At 35.0% G+C, this 19,433-nt stretch carries 15 protein-coding genes; 6 read left to right on the forward strand and 9 right to left on the reverse strand.

Annotation, left to right across the window (positions count from 1 at the left end):
• Nucleotides 1-34 precede the first annotated feature (34 nt).
• The gene (locus tag SB658_RS13105; RefSeq protein WP_101172236.1) at nucleotides 35-1,402 is read right to left on the reverse strand and encodes an alpha-glucosyltransferase N-terminal domain-containing protein; all 1,368 of its coding nucleotides are present in this window, start codon (nucleotides 1,400-1,402) and stop codon (nucleotides 35-37) included.
• 340 nt (nucleotides 1,403-1,742) lie between these two features.
• Here SB658_RS13105 and galU point away from each other — a divergent pair, with 340 nt between their 5' ends.
• The gene (gene galU, locus SB658_RS13110; protein WP_017695322.1) at nucleotides 1,743-2,621 is read left to right on the forward strand and encodes a UTP--glucose-1-phosphate uridylyltransferase GalU; all 879 of its coding nucleotides are present in this window, start codon (nucleotides 1,743-1,745) and stop codon (nucleotides 2,619-2,621) included.
• Nucleotides 2,622-2,659: 38 nt separating this feature from the next.
• On the opposite strand, the gene tagH is transcribed toward galU, so the two are convergent.
• From tagH to tagD, 8 genes are all read right to left on the reverse strand, one after another.
• Nucleotides 2,660-4,243, reverse strand: coding sequence for a teichoic acids export ABC transporter ATP-binding subunit TagH (gene tagH, locus SB658_RS13115; protein ID WP_029726003.1), 1,584 nt, complete (start codon nucleotides 4,241-4,243; stop codon nucleotides 2,660-2,662).
• Between the two features lie 19 nt (nucleotides 4,244-4,262).
• Nucleotides 4,263-5,090 (reverse strand): teichoic acids export ABC transporter permease subunit TagG, encoded by an 828-nt coding sequence (gene tagG / locus SB658_RS13120; protein ID WP_014665585.1) that lies wholly within the window; start codon nucleotides 5,088-5,090, stop codon nucleotides 4,263-4,265.
• A gap of 217 nt (nucleotides 5,091-5,307) precedes the next feature.
• The gene (locus tag SB658_RS13125) at nucleotides 5,308-7,338 is read right to left on the reverse strand and encodes a DUF6270 domain-containing protein (RefSeq protein ID WP_029726004.1); all 2,031 of its coding nucleotides are present in this window, start codon (nucleotides 7,336-7,338) and stop codon (nucleotides 5,308-5,310) included.
• 21 nt (nucleotides 7,339-7,359) lie between these two features.
• Nucleotides 7,360-8,139: a DUF6270 domain-containing protein gene (locus tag SB658_RS13130; RefSeq protein WP_029726005.1), complete on the reverse strand. Its 780-nt coding sequence runs from the start codon at nucleotides 8,137-8,139 to the stop codon at nucleotides 7,360-7,362.
• Nucleotides 8,136-10,820, reverse strand: a complete 2,685-nt coding sequence (locus tag SB658_RS13135) for a bifunctional glycosyltransferase/CDP-glycerol:glycerophosphate glycerophosphotransferase (protein ID WP_029726006.1) — start codon at nucleotides 10,818-10,820, stop codon at nucleotides 8,136-8,138. The genes SB658_RS13130 and SB658_RS13135 overlap by 4 nt, the downstream gene beginning before the upstream one ends.
• Nucleotides 10,821-10,860: 40 nt before the next feature.
• Complete coding sequence (locus SB658_RS13140; RefSeq protein ID WP_410601734.1) at nucleotides 10,861-12,204, reverse strand: glycosyltransferase family 2 protein; 1,344 nt, start codon at nucleotides 12,202-12,204, stop codon at nucleotides 10,861-10,863.
• A 29-nt stretch (nucleotides 12,205-12,233) separates the two neighbouring features.
• Entirely contained in the window at nucleotides 12,234-13,418 is a 1,185-nt protein-coding gene (locus tag SB658_RS13145) for a CDP-glycerol glycerophosphotransferase family protein (protein WP_029726008.1), read from the reverse strand.
• A gap of 98 nt (nucleotides 13,419-13,516) precedes the next feature.
• Nucleotides 13,517-13,906: a glycerol-3-phosphate cytidylyltransferase gene (gene tagD, locus SB658_RS13150; protein ID WP_029318766.1), complete on the reverse strand. Its 390-nt coding sequence runs from the start codon at nucleotides 13,904-13,906 to the stop codon at nucleotides 13,517-13,519.
• A 507-nt stretch (nucleotides 13,907-14,413) separates the two neighbouring features.
• Between tagD and SB658_RS13155 the strand changes: the two genes are divergently transcribed.
• The 5 genes from SB658_RS13155 (at nucleotide 14,414) to SB658_RS13175 (ending at nucleotide 19,431) form a co-directional block, all read left to right on the forward strand.
• Nucleotides 14,414-15,187 carry a WecB/TagA/CpsF family glycosyltransferase gene (locus SB658_RS13155; protein ID WP_015251089.1) on the forward strand — a complete coding sequence of 258 codons (774 nt, stop codon included), beginning with the start codon at nucleotides 14,414-14,416 and terminating at the stop codon, nucleotides 15,185-15,187.
• A 95-nt stretch (nucleotides 15,188-15,282) separates the two neighbouring features.
• Nucleotides 15,283-16,434, forward strand: a complete 1,152-nt coding sequence (locus SB658_RS13160) for a CDP-glycerol glycerophosphotransferase family protein (protein WP_069703629.1) — start codon at nucleotides 15,283-15,285, stop codon at nucleotides 16,432-16,434.
• Nucleotides 16,435-16,522: 88 nt separating this feature from the next.
• Nucleotides 16,523-17,236: an IspD/TarI family cytidylyltransferase gene (locus SB658_RS13165; RefSeq protein ID WP_003235520.1), complete on the forward strand. Its 714-nt coding sequence runs from the start codon at nucleotides 16,523-16,525 to the stop codon at nucleotides 17,234-17,236.
• Entirely contained in the window at nucleotides 17,233-18,258 is a 1,026-nt protein-coding gene (locus SB658_RS13170) for a ribitol-5-phosphate dehydrogenase (RefSeq protein WP_003235523.1), read from the forward strand. Before SB658_RS13165 ends, SB658_RS13170 begins: the two co-directional genes overlap by 4 nt.
• Before the next feature lie 3 nt (nucleotides 18,259-18,261).
• A complete protein-coding gene (locus SB658_RS13175; RefSeq protein WP_024571914.1) occupies nucleotides 18,262-19,431 on the forward strand; it encodes a CDP-glycerol glycerophosphotransferase family protein in 1,170 nt (389 codons plus the stop codon).
• The last annotated feature ends 2 nt before the right edge of the window (nucleotides 19,432-19,433 follow it).

Consider the following 19,433-nt stretch of genomic DNA (forward strand, 5'->3'; position numbering starts at 1 on the left):
CTTCAAGCTCCTTCTTCTGGTAAAACCTTGTCTGCTATTTTTTCACAAACAGCCGTTTCATTAATTTTCTCCGAAATCCCTCGGCAGTCTGAACACGCAAATAATTATTTTCTTTTTCTAAAGTAACTTGCCAGCCTGAAATACTTTGTTTTGATAATGGAATTTCCTTTGAATCGGTTATTCGCACACCTGATGCAAAGAAGCTATTATCCCACTCGGAACAGAGATACAATTCAATGGTGGACAACTGATCTAATACAGAGTGAACACGAAGTGTACCGCTTACGGTAAATATTAGTTCTTCCTCGCTGTTTACTTTTGCGTTAAACGTGCTTTCAGTGCCGCTCTTTTTATTTTTTAATTTCCAATACATTTTATGGCGGCCAACAGAATGGGGAGGAATGCAGCCTTTAAATTCAACCTTGGCTGACAGATATAAATCGGATTTTGATTGCCATTCTGCCATTAACAGCTCAACATTCATATCCTTCAATTGATTATTAAATGGCACCTGATCTATTAGTTTGTCCACAAAACGCTTGCGGGTAAACGGCTCTTCAGAAACGTAATAAATATTTGTGCGAGGCCCCGTATTTTTAATTATGTCATGATATCTCTTCAAGGAAGGAACCACAAAAGCATCAAGGTGGCCTATTTCCTTTTCAGGGTTTTCCAACATCTCATTCGTCTCTATAAAACCTAGATACATGGAAGAATATTCAACTGAAAGAGATTTTAATGTAGTATATAACTCAACTTCAGAAGTCATAAATAAATAATCCGCTTCCTTTATCAAGCGGCTCAGAAAATAACGGGCAAGTTCATTTTCTGAATACAATACACTGACTATATTCTCTTTTTCGTCAAAAATGACAATTTTTTCAGTTGTTCCATCATTCTTATACCATTTTGTCATATAACAAGTGCCATCTGCCCTTAAATAAAGATGCTGCTTCGGTTTGTTAGTGTCCAGATCCATGTACATTAAGCTGTGTACATATCCAGACAAATCATATTCTTCCCTTTTAAATCTTTGCCTGCTTTCATTAAAGTAATCAATAACAGCAAGTTCTCCTGATGCTGTAAACCTTTGATATTTGATATAACGTCCATTATTGTAATAACGATAAATTGGCTTATTTGGTTCTTGAATATATGTTAAACCTTCTTGTTCAATCGGATGCTTGATTTTATCTTTCTGAGGTTCAGAACCTTTAAAGTAGCTGTACATATTAATAACAGCAGTATCTTTAAAAGAAGAAGGCCCATTGGGCTCATGATGTAAAGTGACAATTTCCATTGGATAATTCCAATCGATCGTATTGATACTAAACTTTTTTGCAGCATTCAGCTCTTGACAAACAAATGCTAATTTTGGAGTAGAAACCTTAATCGTCATCATCTATTTATTACCTTTCGAATAAATTCGTACAGTCACATTTTCAGAACTACATTATATCACTTTTGCTGAGCAGGCTCTAGAGATGAAGAAGCTGTTATATTTCTTGAAATACCGGATCAGGTGAAACTGTTTTATCTATCAATTAATGATATTTTTTTGTATTTCTTCAACCCCAAAGTCACTGAATTGACTCTTGTTTAATATTGGTTTTTCTTATATGATTAAATGTGTTTAACAGAATGAAAATAGGGTATTGATGAGAAAAGAAACTCAAACATTTTAAATACTCTGCATTCAAAAGAGTGACCCTAAATCTGTTCTTAAGGAAGGTGCTTTGAAATTGAAAAAAGTACGTAAAGCCATAATCCCTGCCGCAGGTCTCGGAACGAGATTCTTGCCGGCTACGAAAGCAATGCCGAAAGAAATGCTTCCTATCGTTGATAAACCTACCATTCAATACATAATTGAAGAAGCTGTTGAAGCCGGTATTGAAGATATTATTATCGTAACAGGAAAAAGCAAGCGTGCGATTGAGGATCATTTTGATTACTCTCCTGAGCTTGAAAGAAACCTAGAAGAAAAAGGAAAAACTGAGCTGCTTGAAAAAGTGAAAAAGGCTTCTAACCTGGCTGACATTCACTATATCCGCCAAAAAGAACCTAAAGGTCTCGGACATGCTGTCTGGTGCGCGCGCAACTTTATCGGCGATGAGCCGTTTGCGGTACTGCTTGGAGACGATATTGTTCAGGCTGACACACCAGGGTTGCGCCAATTAATGGATGAATATGAAAAAACACTTTCTTCTATTATCGGTGTTCAGCAGGTGCCTGAAGAAGAAACACACCGCTACGGCATTATTGACCCGCTGACAAGTGAAGGCCGCCGTTATCAGGTGAAAAACTTCGTTGAAAAACCGCCTAAAGGCACAGCACCTTCTAATCTTGCCATCTTAGGCCGTTACGTATTCACTCCTGAGATCTTCATGTATTTAGAAGAGCAGCAGGTTGGCGCCGGCGGAGAAATTCAGCTCACAGACGCCATTCAAAAGCTGAATGAAATTCAAAGAGTGTTTGCTTACGATTTTGAAGGCAAGCGTTATGATGTTGGTGAAAAGCTCGGCTTTATCACAACAACTCTAGAATTTGCGATGCAGGATAAAGAGCTTCGCGATCAGCTCGTTCCATTTATGGAAGGTTTACTAAACAAAGAAGAAATCTAAACAAAAAGGCTATTGGACATTCATCCAATAGCCTTTTTTTATTTCAACATCAAAGTCAGTGTATGCTCTTCATTATCAACTGTGAAGACAAGATCAGCTGTATTCACAAGAAAACGATCCTTGCTGCTGTCATACAATACATCGCTATCACTTAAGGATAGTGACGCCGGGTTGATAGGAGAAATGTTATGAAAAATAAGCTCTGTTGCTTTATCATTCTCCAGCACATAGCTGATTTTTTCATAATCAAAATCTAACGTTTTTCTGCCGTCAGCCGTATCCCCTTCAGTATATCCATTCAATTTGGATTGAATGCTGGTTCTGCTGTCTCCCAGGAATTTCAGAAAGTATTCATAGGAAGAAGCTGCGTTTTGCGAGACATAAGACGTAAATGCAGCGGCATGCAATTCAGCATGTTTCATGTTAGCTGCAACAGCGCTCTTTTTCACAAAATAAGACTGTCCGTTAAACTTTATTTTCGCTGCCTGTTTGCCTTTTGCAGCTACCGACACCTCTGTACCGAATGGCAGTGTAACGTCAGCCTTCTGTTTCAAACCCTGATCTTTATAAGCAGCCGCTTTTTCATTTGCTATAAACCCTTGCTTATTGACTGCGGTTAAGCGTTCATCTGACTTGCCCTTTGCATTGCCATGATGATTCTTCACTTCATTTTGCGGGATAGCACCAAACGAAGCAATTGTACGAAGCGGAGCATTAAAGAACATCGTTCCTGCCATGAATACAGTCAGGATAGACAAAATAGCAATTTGAACCGCATTAGCCAATGATTTCGGCTTTTTCTTCTTTTGGCGGAAACGGGCAAACGCTTCAGGATCTTCTTTCTTCCTCTCTTCCGTCTGCTCTTTTTTATATGTCTCTTTTTCTTTTTTAGACAGCTTATTAAACCAGTCAATAAACGCTTTATACTCTTTGACAACCGTTTTTGTTTCATCAAACATACGAAGCTCACCATAGTGCATCCAAGCGACGCGGTCACACATCTTTTCAATCTGGCCGATCGAGTGGCTGACAAAGAAAATCGTTTTCCCTTGCTTTTTAAAATCATTTATTCTGTCTACACACTTCTGATAAAACGTTTGGTCCCCTACAGAAAGCGCTTCGTCAATAATTAAAATGTCAGGGTCAATATGCACGGAAATCGCAAAACCGAGACGCGATTTCATCCCGCTGGAATAGTTTTTAACCGGCTGATTAATAAAATCGCCAATCTCAGCAAATTCAACGATGCTGTCATACATATCATCAATTTCTTTATTGGTTAACCCCATCATCAAACACTTGAGCCGGACATTGTCCCGGCCCGTTAATTGGTTATTTAAACCGGCAGCAATCGCAATCAGCGACGGCTGGCCGTTCATTTCAATTTCACCGCTGGTCGGTGGAATAATTTTAGCCAGCAGGTTAGACATGGTTGATTTCCCTGATCCATTTATCCCTACAAAGCCGATTGTCTCTCCCTCATACACGTCAAAGGAGACATTCCGCACAGCAAAAAAACCATTATCCTTAGCCGGAAAAAACAATCCTTTTATCTTGTCCGATTGTTTTTTATACAAATGATATTGCTTTGAAACATTTCGAAACGAAACTTTTAGTTTCATCGTACAATCTCCTTACGTATTAAAGAAAGTCAACAAACTTGTCTCTGAATTTCATATGCAGAATAGAACCCACTAACAATAAAAGGAATGTGAACAGCCAGAAATACAGCGTGTACTTCATGTCTTGGAAAAACCATTTTCCGTCTAAGAAGCTGTTCCTAAATCCTTCTATCAGATAAAAAATCGGATTCAGCTTAAGCACAGGCAGAAGATTCGGGTGATTTTTCCCGAGCTGCTCTGAGATATTCCAAAAAATCGGAAGTAAAAAGAACAATAATCTGGTTACGGCCTGCAGCAGAAATTGATAATCTCTGACAAGCACACTGATTGTAGAGTTAAACAAGCTAAATGAAAACATAAACACAATCATGCAGATTAAATAGTAAATATATTGTATCCAATGCAAGCTAGGGTAAACACCGCTTGCTAAAAGGACAATGACATAAACACCCATCATTACAAAATAACTAAATAAATTTGAAGCAATCACTACAGAAGGCAGTGAACTAATCGGAAAATTCATTTTCGCAACCATATTGATCCGTTTAAATACACTGTTTGATCCATCCAAAATCGTCGGGCTAATAAAAAACCACGGGATCAAACCAGCCAACATCCAAACAATAAAAGGAACTTCTCCAATACCTGTTATGACTGGCTTGCTGTTACGAATCCCCATACCAAATACAAACCAATACGCCAGCATTTGAATGAGAGGATTGAGAAACTGCCATAATACGCCAAGATAATTCATCTGATACTGAGACTTTGTCTCATACGAAGCTAAGCGCAAAATTAAAGGAAACGATGTCACTTGCTCTTTTACGATTCTTACTAATGCATTCATTGTTTATCTTCCTTAGACTTAAATGATTTTTTGGATCTTTCGGTTAAAGAAATTTGAAAGCACCGGTGAATATTGTAACAGATATTCATTCATTTTTCATGTAATAGTCGACAGACCCACTTGTTAATTTAAAAATCCAATATACAACTAATATAAAAAGAATAGTTCTAAAAAAAGATAAGATAACAACAACCTTATTTTAGAACTATTCATGTAATTAATTTTTCATTTGGTCTTCTGATGTGATTTTCAATAATCTGTTAAAAAATTCTCTGTAGTAATCTGATTCATAATGAGAATAAGATAAACCATAAGGATATCTTTCATCTCCTATAAACTTTGTATCAGACAAATCTATTACCTTTGCTGAAGGGGCAATAGACAGGAAATAATTATCTAATTTATCCCAAAAGTAATTATTTCTCCTTATCATTGGAATATCATCAAATGTTTTTATTTTACTATCCATTCCATAATATGTTTCGGTAAATCTGCCCTTATTCAATATAATTTTATCTTCAGGAATAATGGTTTTTAACTTATCGAGAAATTTACCAATATTTTTCTTCCAAAGCTCAAAATACCTCTGATTTTCATGATGATTTATGATGTGTATGTTATCCCAATTTGATAAGAACTTACTTACTTCAATAAAATAGTTACAAGTCACATAATTATTTTCCTGAGTTCTAATGACCGGCTTACTCGCGTCGCAATAAAAATCAATAATAATGTAATCAGGGTTTGCTTCTTTCAACTTTACAAAGAAGTCTTTTTTAAAATCCGTTTCTACCCATGGCCGATCACTTTCTTTAACATCATTAAATTGATTAAAATCTATATCTACAGGATCAGACATCAAACTGATGACTGATGAATGGAATTGTGTATAACAACATTTATAAAATTTTTTGTAATCAGGGTTAAAAAATGATGACGAATTGAATGCATTTCTGCTAAAACAAGTACCTAAAACAGCTATATTAAGTGTATCTGCATCTTTATTTGAGTCAAAAAGCATATACAAAGATAATCGATTTCCACCATTTTTAAAGAACTTCACTTTATATCCATCAGCTATATTAAAATAATCAGTCTCAATATTTTCATTACAGCTAATATAAACATAGTCTTTACTATCAATTAAAATGAACACGTCCCATACACTCGCATGATCTTTTCTTAGCAATTTTAACAAATTTCCTTTGTCTATCTCACAAAAAAATCGATCACCGTTATTTAGAAGACTGTATTCTTGAGAAAAATAATATTCGAAACCATTTCCTTTTTTCTCTCTTTTTCTAAAAACTACTTTACATTGTGAATTTATCTTAGTATTTATCTTAATATAAAGCCTTACAATCTTGTCATTTTCTTCAAATGAGGTTAATTGAGCAATATTTGTATCTTTTCGATATGTGTGCAGAGATAATGAGTTGCTTCCTGTTTTGTTTAATTTGACATAATGAAATGGGTGGCTTCTCAGTGCACTTAATTTATCAAGAGAACTTGGCAATTCTTTATCAACTAAACAAGAAAGCAAAATAGATTCAGAATTATTGTCTAATTTGATATAAAAATCCCAAATGTTTGAATCGTCAACAATAATATTATCCGGAAGATTATATAAATCAAGGTCAACCTCAAAGTGGTCATCAGCTTGAGACAGTTTTCCAAGTTCTATTTGTTCTTCATGAAATTGATAAAGGGTTCCATGTGGCCTACGTGAAAGAACGAATAGTAAATCGTTGTTTTCAAATAATTTATGCTTCTCTCCCTTTATTTGAAGTTTTAAATGAAGCTTGTCAGGTGAATTACCCTCTTCAATACTAAATATACTGAATTTTGCATTGTCAGGCTGTACTGTAATGACTAATTTATTATTCACTAATGAGCAGGCCCCAAAATACAAAGAATCTGGTTGCTTTATTTCTAGTTTGTGTTGACCATCGAGACAGCTAATTAGTAATTGGGCATTTTGGTTTAATACTGTCAATTCCCACTCATTAGAGAAGGCGAGTTTTTTCGACTTTATTATATGAGCAAATTTCACTTCACATAAGAAATAACCTTCCTTATGCATATAAGAATAAGGAAGCTTTATCTGAATAGGCTGCTCAAAGGCTATGTTATTAGTCTTTAATTTTAAAGCCAGGCCCTCAAATTCCTCGATTCTGTGTGTATGACCAAAGATTATCCACCCATCATTTTTAAGATTTACAGAAATGTTCATTATCTCAATTTTCACGATGAATCCTCCGTATACTATTTATTTAAAGACTGAGTTTTTTAACTGGTCCAAAAAATTGGTATAGTAATCCATTGTATAATGAACATAAAATTTGCCCCATGGATGGTTTTCATATGAATTATATTTTTTATTTTCGAATAAACTTATTGCCTCTACATCACTGAAGCTGTCTAACACGTACGCATCAAATTTGCTCCAAACACTATTATAATAATCAACATCAATTATCTTGATGTTTCCTCCATTAATAAGCAACTTTTTCTTATCTTCTTTATCAAAAAAATGATGAACATTTCTTGCACTATTTAAGATAATTTTGATATCGGGACAATTTAATTTCACATAGTTATAAAAAAGATTAAACTTTTGTTTCCATAGTGAAAAATATTTTTCAAAATGATCTTCAATATTAAAGCTTTGCTTTTTATTTTGAATTGAAAGTTTATAATAATTTGTTTTAGGAAGTGTCCACCTGTTATTTGTAATATACTGATTGCTAGAAATTTCCACGTAACCAAAATGCACATCTGCAAAAAAATCTAAAATTAATATATCTGGCTGAATAGATTTAATCTCGGTTAGAAAGCTATTCTCAAAATCCGTCTTTAAAGTGTTTTTTTCATGATTAGACATGTTCTCATTATCAATAACAATGTAGTTAGGTTTACTCATTGTTGAAATAATGGACGATTGGTTTTGGGTCAATACACAATCAAAAAAATTTTTATAATCAGCATTAAATTGAGAGTTAAAATTATCCCGTGTAACACAACTACCGTAAACCGCTACTTTTTTCATTTCTTTATTCCCTCTTTAATATTAGTTCCTAGACTAATAATTTGTTGATAAACACGTTTACAGTTTTCTTTATCCGTATACTTATAAAATTGATTTACTCTATCAATATATTTGGCATCCATTATACAATCGTTTTCCATACAATTTATCAGCTTATCAACTAAAGCATCTTTATCAGCAATTACTTCTCCAAACCCCATTGAATTGTAATCAAAATACCCTTTTTCCAAGTGATTTTTTTCGTATTGGAAGTAAAAAACAGGTTTTTTAAGATAAGCAAAGTCAAATGCAACGGATGAATAATCTGTAACTAAAATCGCACTATTATTGAAATGATCTCGATAACTTTCATTAATGTCCGCAATCCTCACTGAACTATTTTTGTTGAAATCTTTCAACTGCTGAACAATATTTGGATGCGGGAAGAATACGATCTCGTATCCTTTTTCATTAGCCTCATTAATAAGTTTAGCATCATTTAATAAATTATTAAGTTCATTAAAATAAACTGAGTTTTTAAAGAGTGGTGAATAATCTCTTTTCCCTGTTTGCGGATTTATTTTTCCTACTAAATGATTTCTCCATGTTGGCATAATTAATATCTTTTTATGATTATGATTAACAAGCTTATCAAATCTAGGAAATCCAGTTAGAATTACTTCTCTTTTTGAATAATTATAATGACCATTAATTATAGACTCATACTCAGGTTGAGCGGCTGTTATAAATAGTCTAATATTTTTCTTATACTTATTAAGCCATCCCGAAATATCATCTTTCGTAATTCCATGTTGAAGAAAAACAAAGTTAAATTTAAATAAGTCCTTATAATATTTCCTCATATTCACAAACGGGTTGACTACATAATCATCTGCATGTGAAGAGATAATTTCATCGGCAAGTAAATGTAAGAATTTGTGCTTAGGTGACCCGTATGCAACAACTGGTCCTATTTTTTTCAGCCTGTTATAATCTGGACTATCTTTACTGATAATAAAATATTTTTTGATGCCGTCATTCTGCTGCATTGCATATTCAAATAATGCTTCAGCATTATCATCGGCCTTGTTGATTCTATCCATAAAAAGCCATACTCTTTTATTTTTCTTTATTTTATAGAGGTGTTCCATAATCTTTCTTACATTTGATGCTTTCTCAGCACCTATTTTATTAAAGGTCTTAAAACGTCTTTGAGCCCGCTTTTCTTTTGCTCTAATAATCTGATTTTTATCTTTTAGAACTACTAAATTATTAAGTTTATGATCGAAATAAATCCCTATACCATTTTTGGTATAGAAATCAACTATATGTTTATCCAGCGGGAATAATCGTCCAAAGTTAATTTTTACTTTTATTAGTTTTCCATTTGATGAAATCATCATTTCAATATTCGAGTTATTTGCAAGCTCACCAACTGGGATATCAACCTTAAAGCCCAGGTACTCTTTAACTGGCTTATTTAAGCAATATAAGTTGTGTACTGTTCTATCAATTTTTTCGGCATGATATATTTTGTCATTGACACATGCTTTCACTTCTAATTCTGCGGCATCAAATAATGAACCAAAATTACCTTCAAGGGTTAAAATCCCCTTTTCAATGCTTAATAGCTCCATTGTTATAGCTTCATATCTCATAGAATTAATTAATTTCTCTTTAAAATATAAATTCACATTACGATTCAAAAAGATCTTTTTAAATACATTTTTTTTATTTCGATATTTCAATTTGATTAAAAAATATTTTCTGTGCAAGTTTAGAGATTTTTGTTCAAAGATTATGTCGTCATCTATAAATGCAAGTATTCTTTCTAGCAAGTCAAAAAACTCTTCAACTTCGTTATCCGTCAAAACATCAGTTCTGTCTTCTATATTTATTCTCCACTGCAAGTCATAGGCAATCATATACTGAATGTATCTTGGAACGTATCCTAATGTTGTAATACTATGATTAATTAATTCTCGAGAGAAATTCTTCAAATAATCTACATACCATTTTTTATCATTTTTACCTGTTTGAGTTGCAGATGACGCATCTTCTCTTCGTCGATAATTATATTGTCCTTCTGACACAATACCGTATACTTGGCGCTTCATTATAATTTTAGTCAGCCATTCACTATCTTCAGCGTAGGCCATATCTTCATTAAAAAAGTGATTTTTAACAGCTTCTTTTTTCACGAATGAACTTGGTGCTGATAATTGAATTCCTGTATGTTCTTTCAAGATATGAACTAGCCTAGTTTTATCAAATTTATAATTTAATAAGTGTGGACCACTTGTTTTACCAAACATCATCATTGGAATAGAAACTACATCGACTTTAGAATAATTCTTTTCAAAGAAATCATATACTTTTAAAAGGGTCGAAGGGGACAATGTATCATCAGGATCTAAGAAATTAATATATTTACCTTTGGCATATTTTAAACCCTCATTACGCGCACTACTTGCTCCGCCATTCTCCTTATCGATAAAGACTATATTTTCTGGATACGCTTCTTTATACTTTAAGCAAATTTCCCCTGATGCATCAACACTTCCATCGTTGACTAAAATCAACTGTATATGATGCTCAAAATCAAGTGCCTGATCAATTATGCTTGTTATTGCTTCATCTAAAAATTCTTCAACATTGTAAATTGCCATTATAATAGAAAAGAAAAAATTCTTTTGTTCCAAGTTTTCATTCTCCTTTTGAATTTTGTTTTATAGAAAAGAATTAGATTCGTATTAACCTCTTAAATAATTTATTTAAAACATTGACTTTTTGGAGATAAACATAATGATTATCTTTTTCAACTATAAACCTAAAAAAAATAACTCCTAAAGGAATTTTTAATTGGTAAGAAGAATATTTTCTATCTCTAACAGTAGTTTTCCAAATAACAATATTCTTTTGTGTTTGTTCGTTTAACTTGGCCCTTATGAATTTTTTTCCATAAGAGATGTAAACATTATTTTCATCTTTAATTGCAGATTCTTCATTACTCAAACTCACAATTAGCTCAATAGAAAATTTATTGACTCTCCATGAAGTAATTACAACTTTTTCGTTTTCAATTTTTCCTATTTGAATAAGTTTATTAACAGGATAACCCCATCGTTTAAATGAAATCAGATATTCTTTTAAGTATGTTTTCATTTTTTGATTGATAATTAACTTTTCATCCATATATTTTAAAATTTTATATAATTCTCTGAAGAATTCCAGTTGTTCTGTCTCATCTAGTACTTCATAAATCAAGTTATTGTTTTTTTGAATAATAAATAACTTTACATGATTTAGAATTAAGCATTGAATATAAGGTATTACCTCACCGTATTCCTCTAATGATCTTTTGATCATTTCCTCATAACCATTTTTAAGTAAAAAAGTATACCTATTTTTTTTATACCATGAAGTGTCTACGAGAGAATTTTCCTCTTTTCTTTTTCTATAGAAATACTTAGCATCAGGAATAAGACCATATTTTTGTTCTTTAATTAAAAAAGTATTAATAAATAAAACATCTTCCCAAAAATCCATCTGTTCATTAAAAGAAATTCCTAAACGATCTATTGCTTTTTTCCGAAAAAATGTTCCACCAATGTGATAGTGAACAGAAGAGTAATTATCAGTTATGTTTACAATGTTTTTATTACTTTTAAATCTATAATTAAGTGAATGCTCTCCATTTTTATTGTCAAAGAAAAATAGCGGCAGCACCGCTAAATTAATATCGGTATGTTTTTTAAAAAACTTTAATACTTCTGCAATAGCATTTGGTGAAATTTTGTCGTCTGAATCAATAAAGCCTATAAATTCACTATTTTCATTAAATTTTAATCCATTATTTCTTGCTAAACTGACATTTGGTGTATCTTGATAAATAATTTTTATATTATTCGGAAATGCTGTTGCATATTTTTCACATATGTTTTTCGAATTGTCGATACTATTATTTTCAATTAATATAATTTCGATGTTTTCTTCAAAATTAAAAGTTTGATCAATGATACTGTCAATGGCTTCACTTAGATATAACCCCGAATTATAAACAGGCATTACAATTGAAAACAACATTTCAAGTACTCCTTTAAAAGAAAATGTTTTTATCCAAGTATTTCTTCAACAACTTTTTTAGATGAATCACCTTTTTCCAAATAACAAAATTGATCATAAAACGAAGTAAGGTTTTCATCCTGCTTATAGTGCTTTGTTTTGTGTATGGCTTCAATTACTTTTTCTGTTGTTTTAAGAAGAGGTCCCGGAGCACATTTTTCAAAATCATAGTAAAAGCCTCTTAGTTTATCTCTATAAAATTCAATATCAGGAACATAAAAAAGGATCGGCCTTTTTAAACCGGCAAAATCAAAAAACACCGAAGAATAATCTGTTATTAATATATCTGATATTAAATATAGCTCTCTAATATCATTATGATTTGAAAAATCATAAGCAAAACCCTTGTACGCAGTTAAGTTAATATTCTCAGATACAAGATAGTGCATCCTTAAAATAAGAATATATTCATCACTTAATTGGTCTTTAAGACTTTCTAAATCTAAAACCATATTAAATTTATATTTACCTTTAGCATAAAATGAGTTGTCTCTCCAAGTTGGGGCATACAAAATAATTTTCTTATCTCTATCAATACCTAATCTGTCTTTTATTTTTAGCATTTCTTCATATTTATTTTCTTTATGTAAAAAGTCATTCCTCGGATAGCCAGATTCAATAAAGGTTCTTTTAAACTGAAAAGCACTTCTAAAAATCTCCGTAGAGTATGCATTAGGGGAAATGAGATAATCCCATTTACTAGCTTCTTTCAGGAAGTTTTTTTTATATTGTTCAGTCGTCGTGCCGGGCATATGTACTTCGTCCATGTCATTTGCAAGTTTTTTTAGGGGAGTTCCGTGCCAAGTCTGCACATATGTGGTTTTTCTCGGTTTTGGGATCCATAACGGCAAGCGGCTGTTTGTTATCCAATATTTCGCTGTAGCCATATACCATAGCCATTTGAGAGAGAATCTTTTTAAATATTTCACATCTAAATTATCAAATAAATCTTTGTTTCTTTTATCTATACTCCAGATTAATCGGTAATCATATTTATCTTTATTTTCCTCAAGATACTCAAAAATTGCTCGTGGATTACAGCTGAATTGTTTGCCGGAATAGCTTTCGAAGATGATTAATTTTTCATTCCTGGGCAAAAGCCCAATTGTTCTAAAAGCAATTGAGTATACTCTGACCAATAGACTTCTATATTTCATTAAAATCTTTGATTTCATTTTAGACTCCTTAAATGTCGAACAATTAAATACTTATCTCAGCAAACAAGAAAAAAAGAAGCAACTGAATTACTTCAAGCCTCTTTAAGTTAGTGCTTCTATAAACTAGCCATGTCTTTTTTGATTTGGGTAGTTGAAATGCCTTCTGTTCTCGGAAGGTAAATGACCTCACAATATTCCTTTAAGAAGTCAAATTTCCCTTTCCAATCATCGCCGATCACAAATGTATCTATATCGTACTTTTGAATATCTGAAATTTTTTGTTCCCAGTTTTTTTCGGGAATCACTTCATCCACAAAATCAATTGTTTCTAAAATGAATTTTCGATGTTCATAGGAATGATGCGATTTTTTTTGTTTTTGAAGATTAAATTCATCTGTAGATAATCCTACGATTAAGTAATCACCCAGATTTTTTGCTCTTTGCAGCAGCTTCATGTGTCCATAATGAAATAAATCAAATGTTCCGTACGTTATCACTTTCTTCATCAGATAACATCACCTTCCAACCGTTTTCAACTGAGAGTACCAGAAAAAAACCACAAACCTTAACAGATTGTTTATAATTTCGACACATTTTTTACGTACCATTAATATTGAACAATAATAGCATAAGTTCCTATAAAAGTTAAGGCTCTTTAAAAATGTCAATCATCAGCATTTTTTGGTATCATCGTTGTATTGATGTATAATTTTTACAGGTCTAATGTCTTATCCATACCCATTATAACAAGTTTTCTTTTTCGAAAAAATCGAATCTTTTGTCGCGTTTTTAAGTGAAACGATTTTCTTTCTGCTGCGTCATTTATTTTGTACGCCCTCCTCATATTAATTCATCGTCAAAACGTGAAGGAATTGTAATGTGAATGTTAAAAGTTCCTAAAGATTTTTGTGGTAAGATAGAGTAAAATGTTTTCAGACAAAGAGTCTTTAATCAAACTATACGAATGACACGTATTTTTTATAGACATATAGATGAAAAGGAGGGTTGATACGATGCAAACAAAACCCATTAATCAATTAGATTTTGTAGACGGTGAACTGACTTCATTTGTATCACATTTAGAAACGTCATTTTTGGACCAGAATAAAGGTGCGTTCATCGTAACAGCGAATCCTGAAATCGGATTTGAAGCGATGCAAAATCCGCGTTATGAAGCGGTTCTTTCATCTGCTGATTTTATTTTGCCGGATGGCATTGGTGTTGTGTTGGTTTCCAAGCTAATTGGTAAGCCGCTTCAATCCAGAATCGCCGGTTATGATTTGTTTACGTCTTTGCTTGAGAAGGCTGATCAAAAGAAAAAACGGGTTTTCTTTTACGGTGCAGCTAAGCATGTGATTGCTCAGACAATCGAGCGAGTCGAACGTGATTATCCTGGGATTGAAATTGCCGGATATTCTGACGGTTATGTGAAAAATCAACGTGAGGTGGCAGACAAGATCGCAGCCTCAAATCCTGACATGGTATTTGTTGCTTTAGGTTATCCTAATCAGGAGTTCTTTATCCATAAATACCGACATCTATTCCCTCAGGCTGTTTCTGTAGGGCTGGGCGGAAGCTTTGATGTGTTCAGCGGCAATGTCAAAAGAGCGCCCTCATTTTTTATCCGTTTTCACCTTGAATGGATGTACAGGCTGATCACAAACCCTGCGCGCTGGAGAAGAATGCTTAGCATTCCTAAGTATGTTACAGCCGTGCTGAAACATGAACGAACTTCAGCAAAGCCGCAATATACGGGACAGGTCAAAGATCAATCACGCCATCTGTAATGGGCCTTAAAGGAGCTATGGTATGTAATGAAATGCATGAATCTTTCACTGTGCCTGCCGACAATCAGTGGCAGCCGTTTTGAGCTGATGACAGATTGAAATCCTGGTTTGCGTTTTTTTACTATGTGTTCATCAAAGTCATCGGCGCATTGCTGTTTTGGGTCAAACCGGGAAGTCAAGTGACCCTTCTTGTTTCCTTTCCTGATAATGCCCGGGCAATATTAAAGGAATATCAGATGGGACACTACTCATTTCCCATTCATGTACTTCTGACCCAGCATGCCAAATCGCTGGAAACAGAATTTCCTGAGCTTACTGTTTCAGTTATTAACGAAAAACACCCGCTTCATATATATAAAGCGGTCTTTTCTATGCTGAGCAGTAAAGCTGTGATTGTTGATAACTATTTTGTTTTGACAACCGTTTTGACCTGCAGACCTGATATCGAGTGTATCCAAGTTTGGCATGCGAATGGAGCGTTTAAACGATTTGGGTTAAAGGATATCAACACACAGAATCGTTCGCGGGCTGACGTGAGACGCTTTCGCAAAGTGTATGCTTCATTTGACCGGATTGTCGTCGGTTCTGAACATATGGCTGACATATTCAAGGAATTCTTCGATATAAAAGGTGATAAATTTCTTCGGTTTGGCGTGCCTTTAACCGATGCTTTCTATGAGGTGAAGGAAAACAGCAATGACCTTAAAAGCAAATATCACCTGCCGGTAGAGAAAAAAATCATCCTGTATGCGCCTACCTTTAGGGATCATCAGTTTGAAAGCTTTTCGCTGCCGTTTTCAGAAAAACAGCTGCAGCATGATTTAAAAGGAGAATATTTACTTGCAGTAAAACTTCATCCTGTTATGAAGCAATCTGCTCAATTGCATGGGGATAGTGCGTGGATAAAAGACGTATCAGACCTCCCGCTTGCAGACCTTTTAAAAATGAGTGATCTGTTAATATCAGATTATTCTTCTGTCCCTTTTGAATTTGCTTTGCTGGACAAACCCATTTTGTTTTATACGTATGATATGGAGGCTTACAACAGAACCCGCGGTTTAATCCGCCATTATACAGAGGTAATCCCCGGGGTTCCTTGCCGTGATTCAGGAATGCTCTTGGACCAGCTGAAAGATATGAACAGGCTTCAAGCTGAAGTGGAGCGCTTTTCACGTGAATGGAATCTGTACTCAAGAGGAAATGCCAGCAAGCTGCTTTTAAGCTATGTAAATGAGAAATTAAACTGATCTTTATATATAATAGAGATCGGTATTGCAAATAATATGAAAACCTTTTATAAAACATTATGAGTTGTAGTAAGGAAGGAGTCATTTTATGATTTATGCTGAGATTCTAGCCGGTGGAAAAGGTTCCCGCATGGGGAACGTTAATATGCCAAAACAGTTTTTGCCGTTAAATAAACGCCCAATTATCATTCATACGGTTGAAAAGTTTTTATTAAATGACCGTTTCGATAAGATTTTAATCGTCTCCCCTAAAGAGTGGATTAACCATACAAAAGACATTTTAAAGAAATTCATCGGGCAGGATGATCGCCTGATTGTCGTTGAAGGCGGCAGCGACCGTAATGAATCTATTATGAGCGGCATCCGCTATATTGAAAAAGAATTCGGTATTCAGGATGATGACGTGATCATCACTCACGATTCTGTGCGTCCGTTTCTCACTCATCGCATTATCGATGAAAACATTGATGCTGTTCTTCAATACGGCGCGGTTGATACTGTTATCTCAGCCATTGATACAATTATTGCTTCAGAAGACCAGGAATTTATTTCTGATATCCCTGTCCGCGATAACATGTATCAGGGGCAAACACCGCAAAGCTTCCGGATCAGCAAATTGGTCGAGCTTTATAATAAACTGTCCGATGAGCAAAAAGCTGTCCTTACTGACGCTTGCAAGATCTGCTCGTTAGCGGGTGAAAAAGTGAAGCTGGTCCGCGGTGAAGTCTTTAACATTAAAGTAACGACACCATATGACTTAAAAGTGGCTAATGCCATTTTACAGGAGCGAATTTCACAATGATTAATCAAACATATCGTTTAGTTTCTGCCCGACAATTTGAAGTGACATATAAAGATAAAGTTGTCCATTCAGATAAGGTCGTCGTCCGTCCTACCCATTTATCCATCTGTGCTGCAGACCAGCGTTATTATACTGGCTCACGCGGCAAAGAAGCGATGGACAAAAAACTGCCGATGGCTCTGATCCATGAAGGGATCGGAAAAGTCATGTTTGATCCAACAGGCACATTTAAAGTCGGAACCCGGGTTGTTATGGTGCCAAATACACCGGTTGAAGAGCATGAAGTCATCGCAGAGAATTACCTGCGTTCCAGCAGATTCCGTTCAAGCGGTTATGATGGATTTATGCAGGATTATATGTTCATGGCGCCTGATCGGCTTGTTGAGCTTCCAGACAGCATTAATCCGCATGTCGCAGCCTTCACTGAGCTTATTACAATTGCAGTTCACGCGCTTTCCCGCTTTGAGCGCATGGCGCATAAGAAGCGTGACACATTCGGTGTCTGGGGGGACGGAAATCTCGGATTTATCATGACGCTTCTACTGAAGAAAAAATATCCAGACAGCAAGGTGTTTATTTTCGGAAAAACACCTTACAAGCTTGATCATTTTTCTTTTGTTGATGCAGCTTATCAAATTAACGACATTCCTGAAGATGTCAGAATTGATCATGCCTTTGAATGCGTGGGCGGACGCGGCAGCGAAAGCGCAATTGAGCAAATCATTGCCCATGTCCATCCTGAAGCGTGTGTAGCGCTCCTAGGCGTGTCTGAATACCCTGTTGAAATTGAAACAAGAATGGTGCTTGAAAAAGGGATTACGCTGATCGGCAGCAGCCGCAGCGGACGCGAGGATTTTGCCCGTACTGTAGACTTTTTAGCTCAATACCCTGAAGTCGTTGATTATTTAGAAACATTAGTTGGCGGACGCTTCCCGGTACGCAGTATTGAGGAAATTACAAACGCGTTTGAAGCAGATTTGACTTCATCTTGGGGAAAAACTGTTATTGAATGGGAAATTTAAACAGTGAAAACATTCCTTACACGAATTGTAAAAGGAGTATTCGGCACTGCTTATAAACTATTGAGCGCTTTATTACCAGTACAGCACAACAAAATTGTCATAGCTTCCTATCGTGAGGATCATTTAAGTGATAATTTTAAAGGTGTCTATGAAAAGCTGAAGCAAGATCCGTCTCTTCGCATCACCCTGCTGTTCCGCAAGATGGATAAGGGGCTGATTGGACGAGCTGCATATTTGCTTCACCTTTTCAGCTCGTTATATCACCTTGCAACATGCCGCGTGCTTTTGTTGGATGATTATTATTTTCCTTTGTATGTTGTGCCAAAACGAAAGGAAACTGTTGCCATCCAGCTTTGGCATGCTTGCGGCGCGTTTAAAAAATTTGGCTACAGCATTGTGAACAAGCCGTTCGGCCCTTCTTCTGATTATTTGAAGATTGTTCCCGTGCATTCAAACTATGATTATGCCATTGTCAGTGCACCCGCTGCCGTTCCGCATTTCGCCGAAGCCTTTCAAATGGAGCAAAAGCAGATTTTGCCGCTCGGCATTCCAAGAACGGATTATTTTTATCATAAGGAACATATTCGCACTGTACTGGATGAGTTTCATCGGGTTTATCCTGAACTGAAGCATAAAAAAAAGCTTTTGTATGCTCCTACTTTTCGAGGCAGCGGACATCATCAAGAGGGTGACGCTATACCGCTTGATCTGCTACAATTAAAATCGGCGCTAAACCATAAAGATTATGTCGTGATCCTCCATCTTCATCCGTATATGCGCAAACATGCGCACACGGAAGAGGATGATTTTGTGCTGGATTTAACTGATTCGTACTCTTTGTACGATTTGATGGCAATCTCTGATGGGCTGATAACCGATTATTCTTCAGTTATTTTCGAGTACAGCCTGCTGAAACGTCCGATGTATTTTTACTGTCCGGATTTAGAAGACTACTTGGAAGAACGTGATTTCTACTACCCGTTTGAATCGTTTGTACCCGGGCCGATTTCGAAAGACGTTCCATCGCTTGTACACGATATCGAGAGTGATCACGAGGCTGATACGAAACGTATTGAAGATTTTTCACAGGCATTTATCACCCATCAGGACGGCAAATCTTCAGAGCGGGTGGCCGATTTTATTTCATCATTTTTAACATCTGGTGCCGATTAGGA

Source organism: Bacillus sp. SIMBA_008, assembly GCF_046535495.1.
In the GTDB taxonomy this organism is placed as follows: domain Bacteria; phylum Bacillota; class Bacilli; order Bacillales; family Bacillaceae; genus Bacillus; species Bacillus subtilis.

Bases quoted from the DNA above. Each gene is read 5' to 3' on its own strand.
- tagD (WP_029318766.1), bottom strand. From the start codon at position 13,906: ATGAAGAAAGTGATAACGTACGGAACATTTGATTTATTTCATTATGGA.
- tagG (WP_014665585.1), bottom strand. From the start codon at position 5,090: ATGAATGCATTAGTAAGAATCGTAAAAGAGCAAGTGACATCGTTTCCT.
- SB658_RS13105 (WP_101172236.1), bottom strand. From the start codon at position 1,402: ATGATGACGATTAAGGTTTCTACTCCAAAATTAGCATTTGTTTGTCAA.
- SB658_RS13140 (WP_410601734.1), bottom strand. From the start codon at position 12,204: ATGTTGTTTTCAATTGTAATGCCTGTTTATAATTCGGGGTTATATCTA.
- SB658_RS13130 (WP_029726005.1), bottom strand. From the start codon at position 8,139: ATGAAAAAAGTAGCGGTTTACGGTAGTTGTGTTACACGGGATAATTTT.
- SB658_RS13145 (WP_029726008.1), bottom strand. From the start codon at position 13,418: ATGAAATCAAAGATTTTAATGAAATATAGAAGTCTATTGGTCAGAGTA.
- SB658_RS13155 (WP_015251089.1), top strand. From the start codon at position 14,414: ATGCAAACAAAACCCATTAATCAATTAGATTTTGTAGACGGTGAACTG.
- tagH (WP_029726003.1), bottom strand. From the start codon at position 4,243: ATGAAACTAAAAGTTTCGTTTCGAAATGTTTCAAAGCAATATCATTTG.
- SB658_RS13170 (WP_003235523.1), top strand. From the start codon at position 17,233: ATGATTAATCAAACATATCGTTTAGTTTCTGCCCGACAATTTGAAGTG.
- SB658_RS13165 (WP_003235520.1), top strand. From the start codon at position 16,523: ATGATTTATGCTGAGATTCTAGCCGGTGGAAAAGGTTCCCGCATGGGG.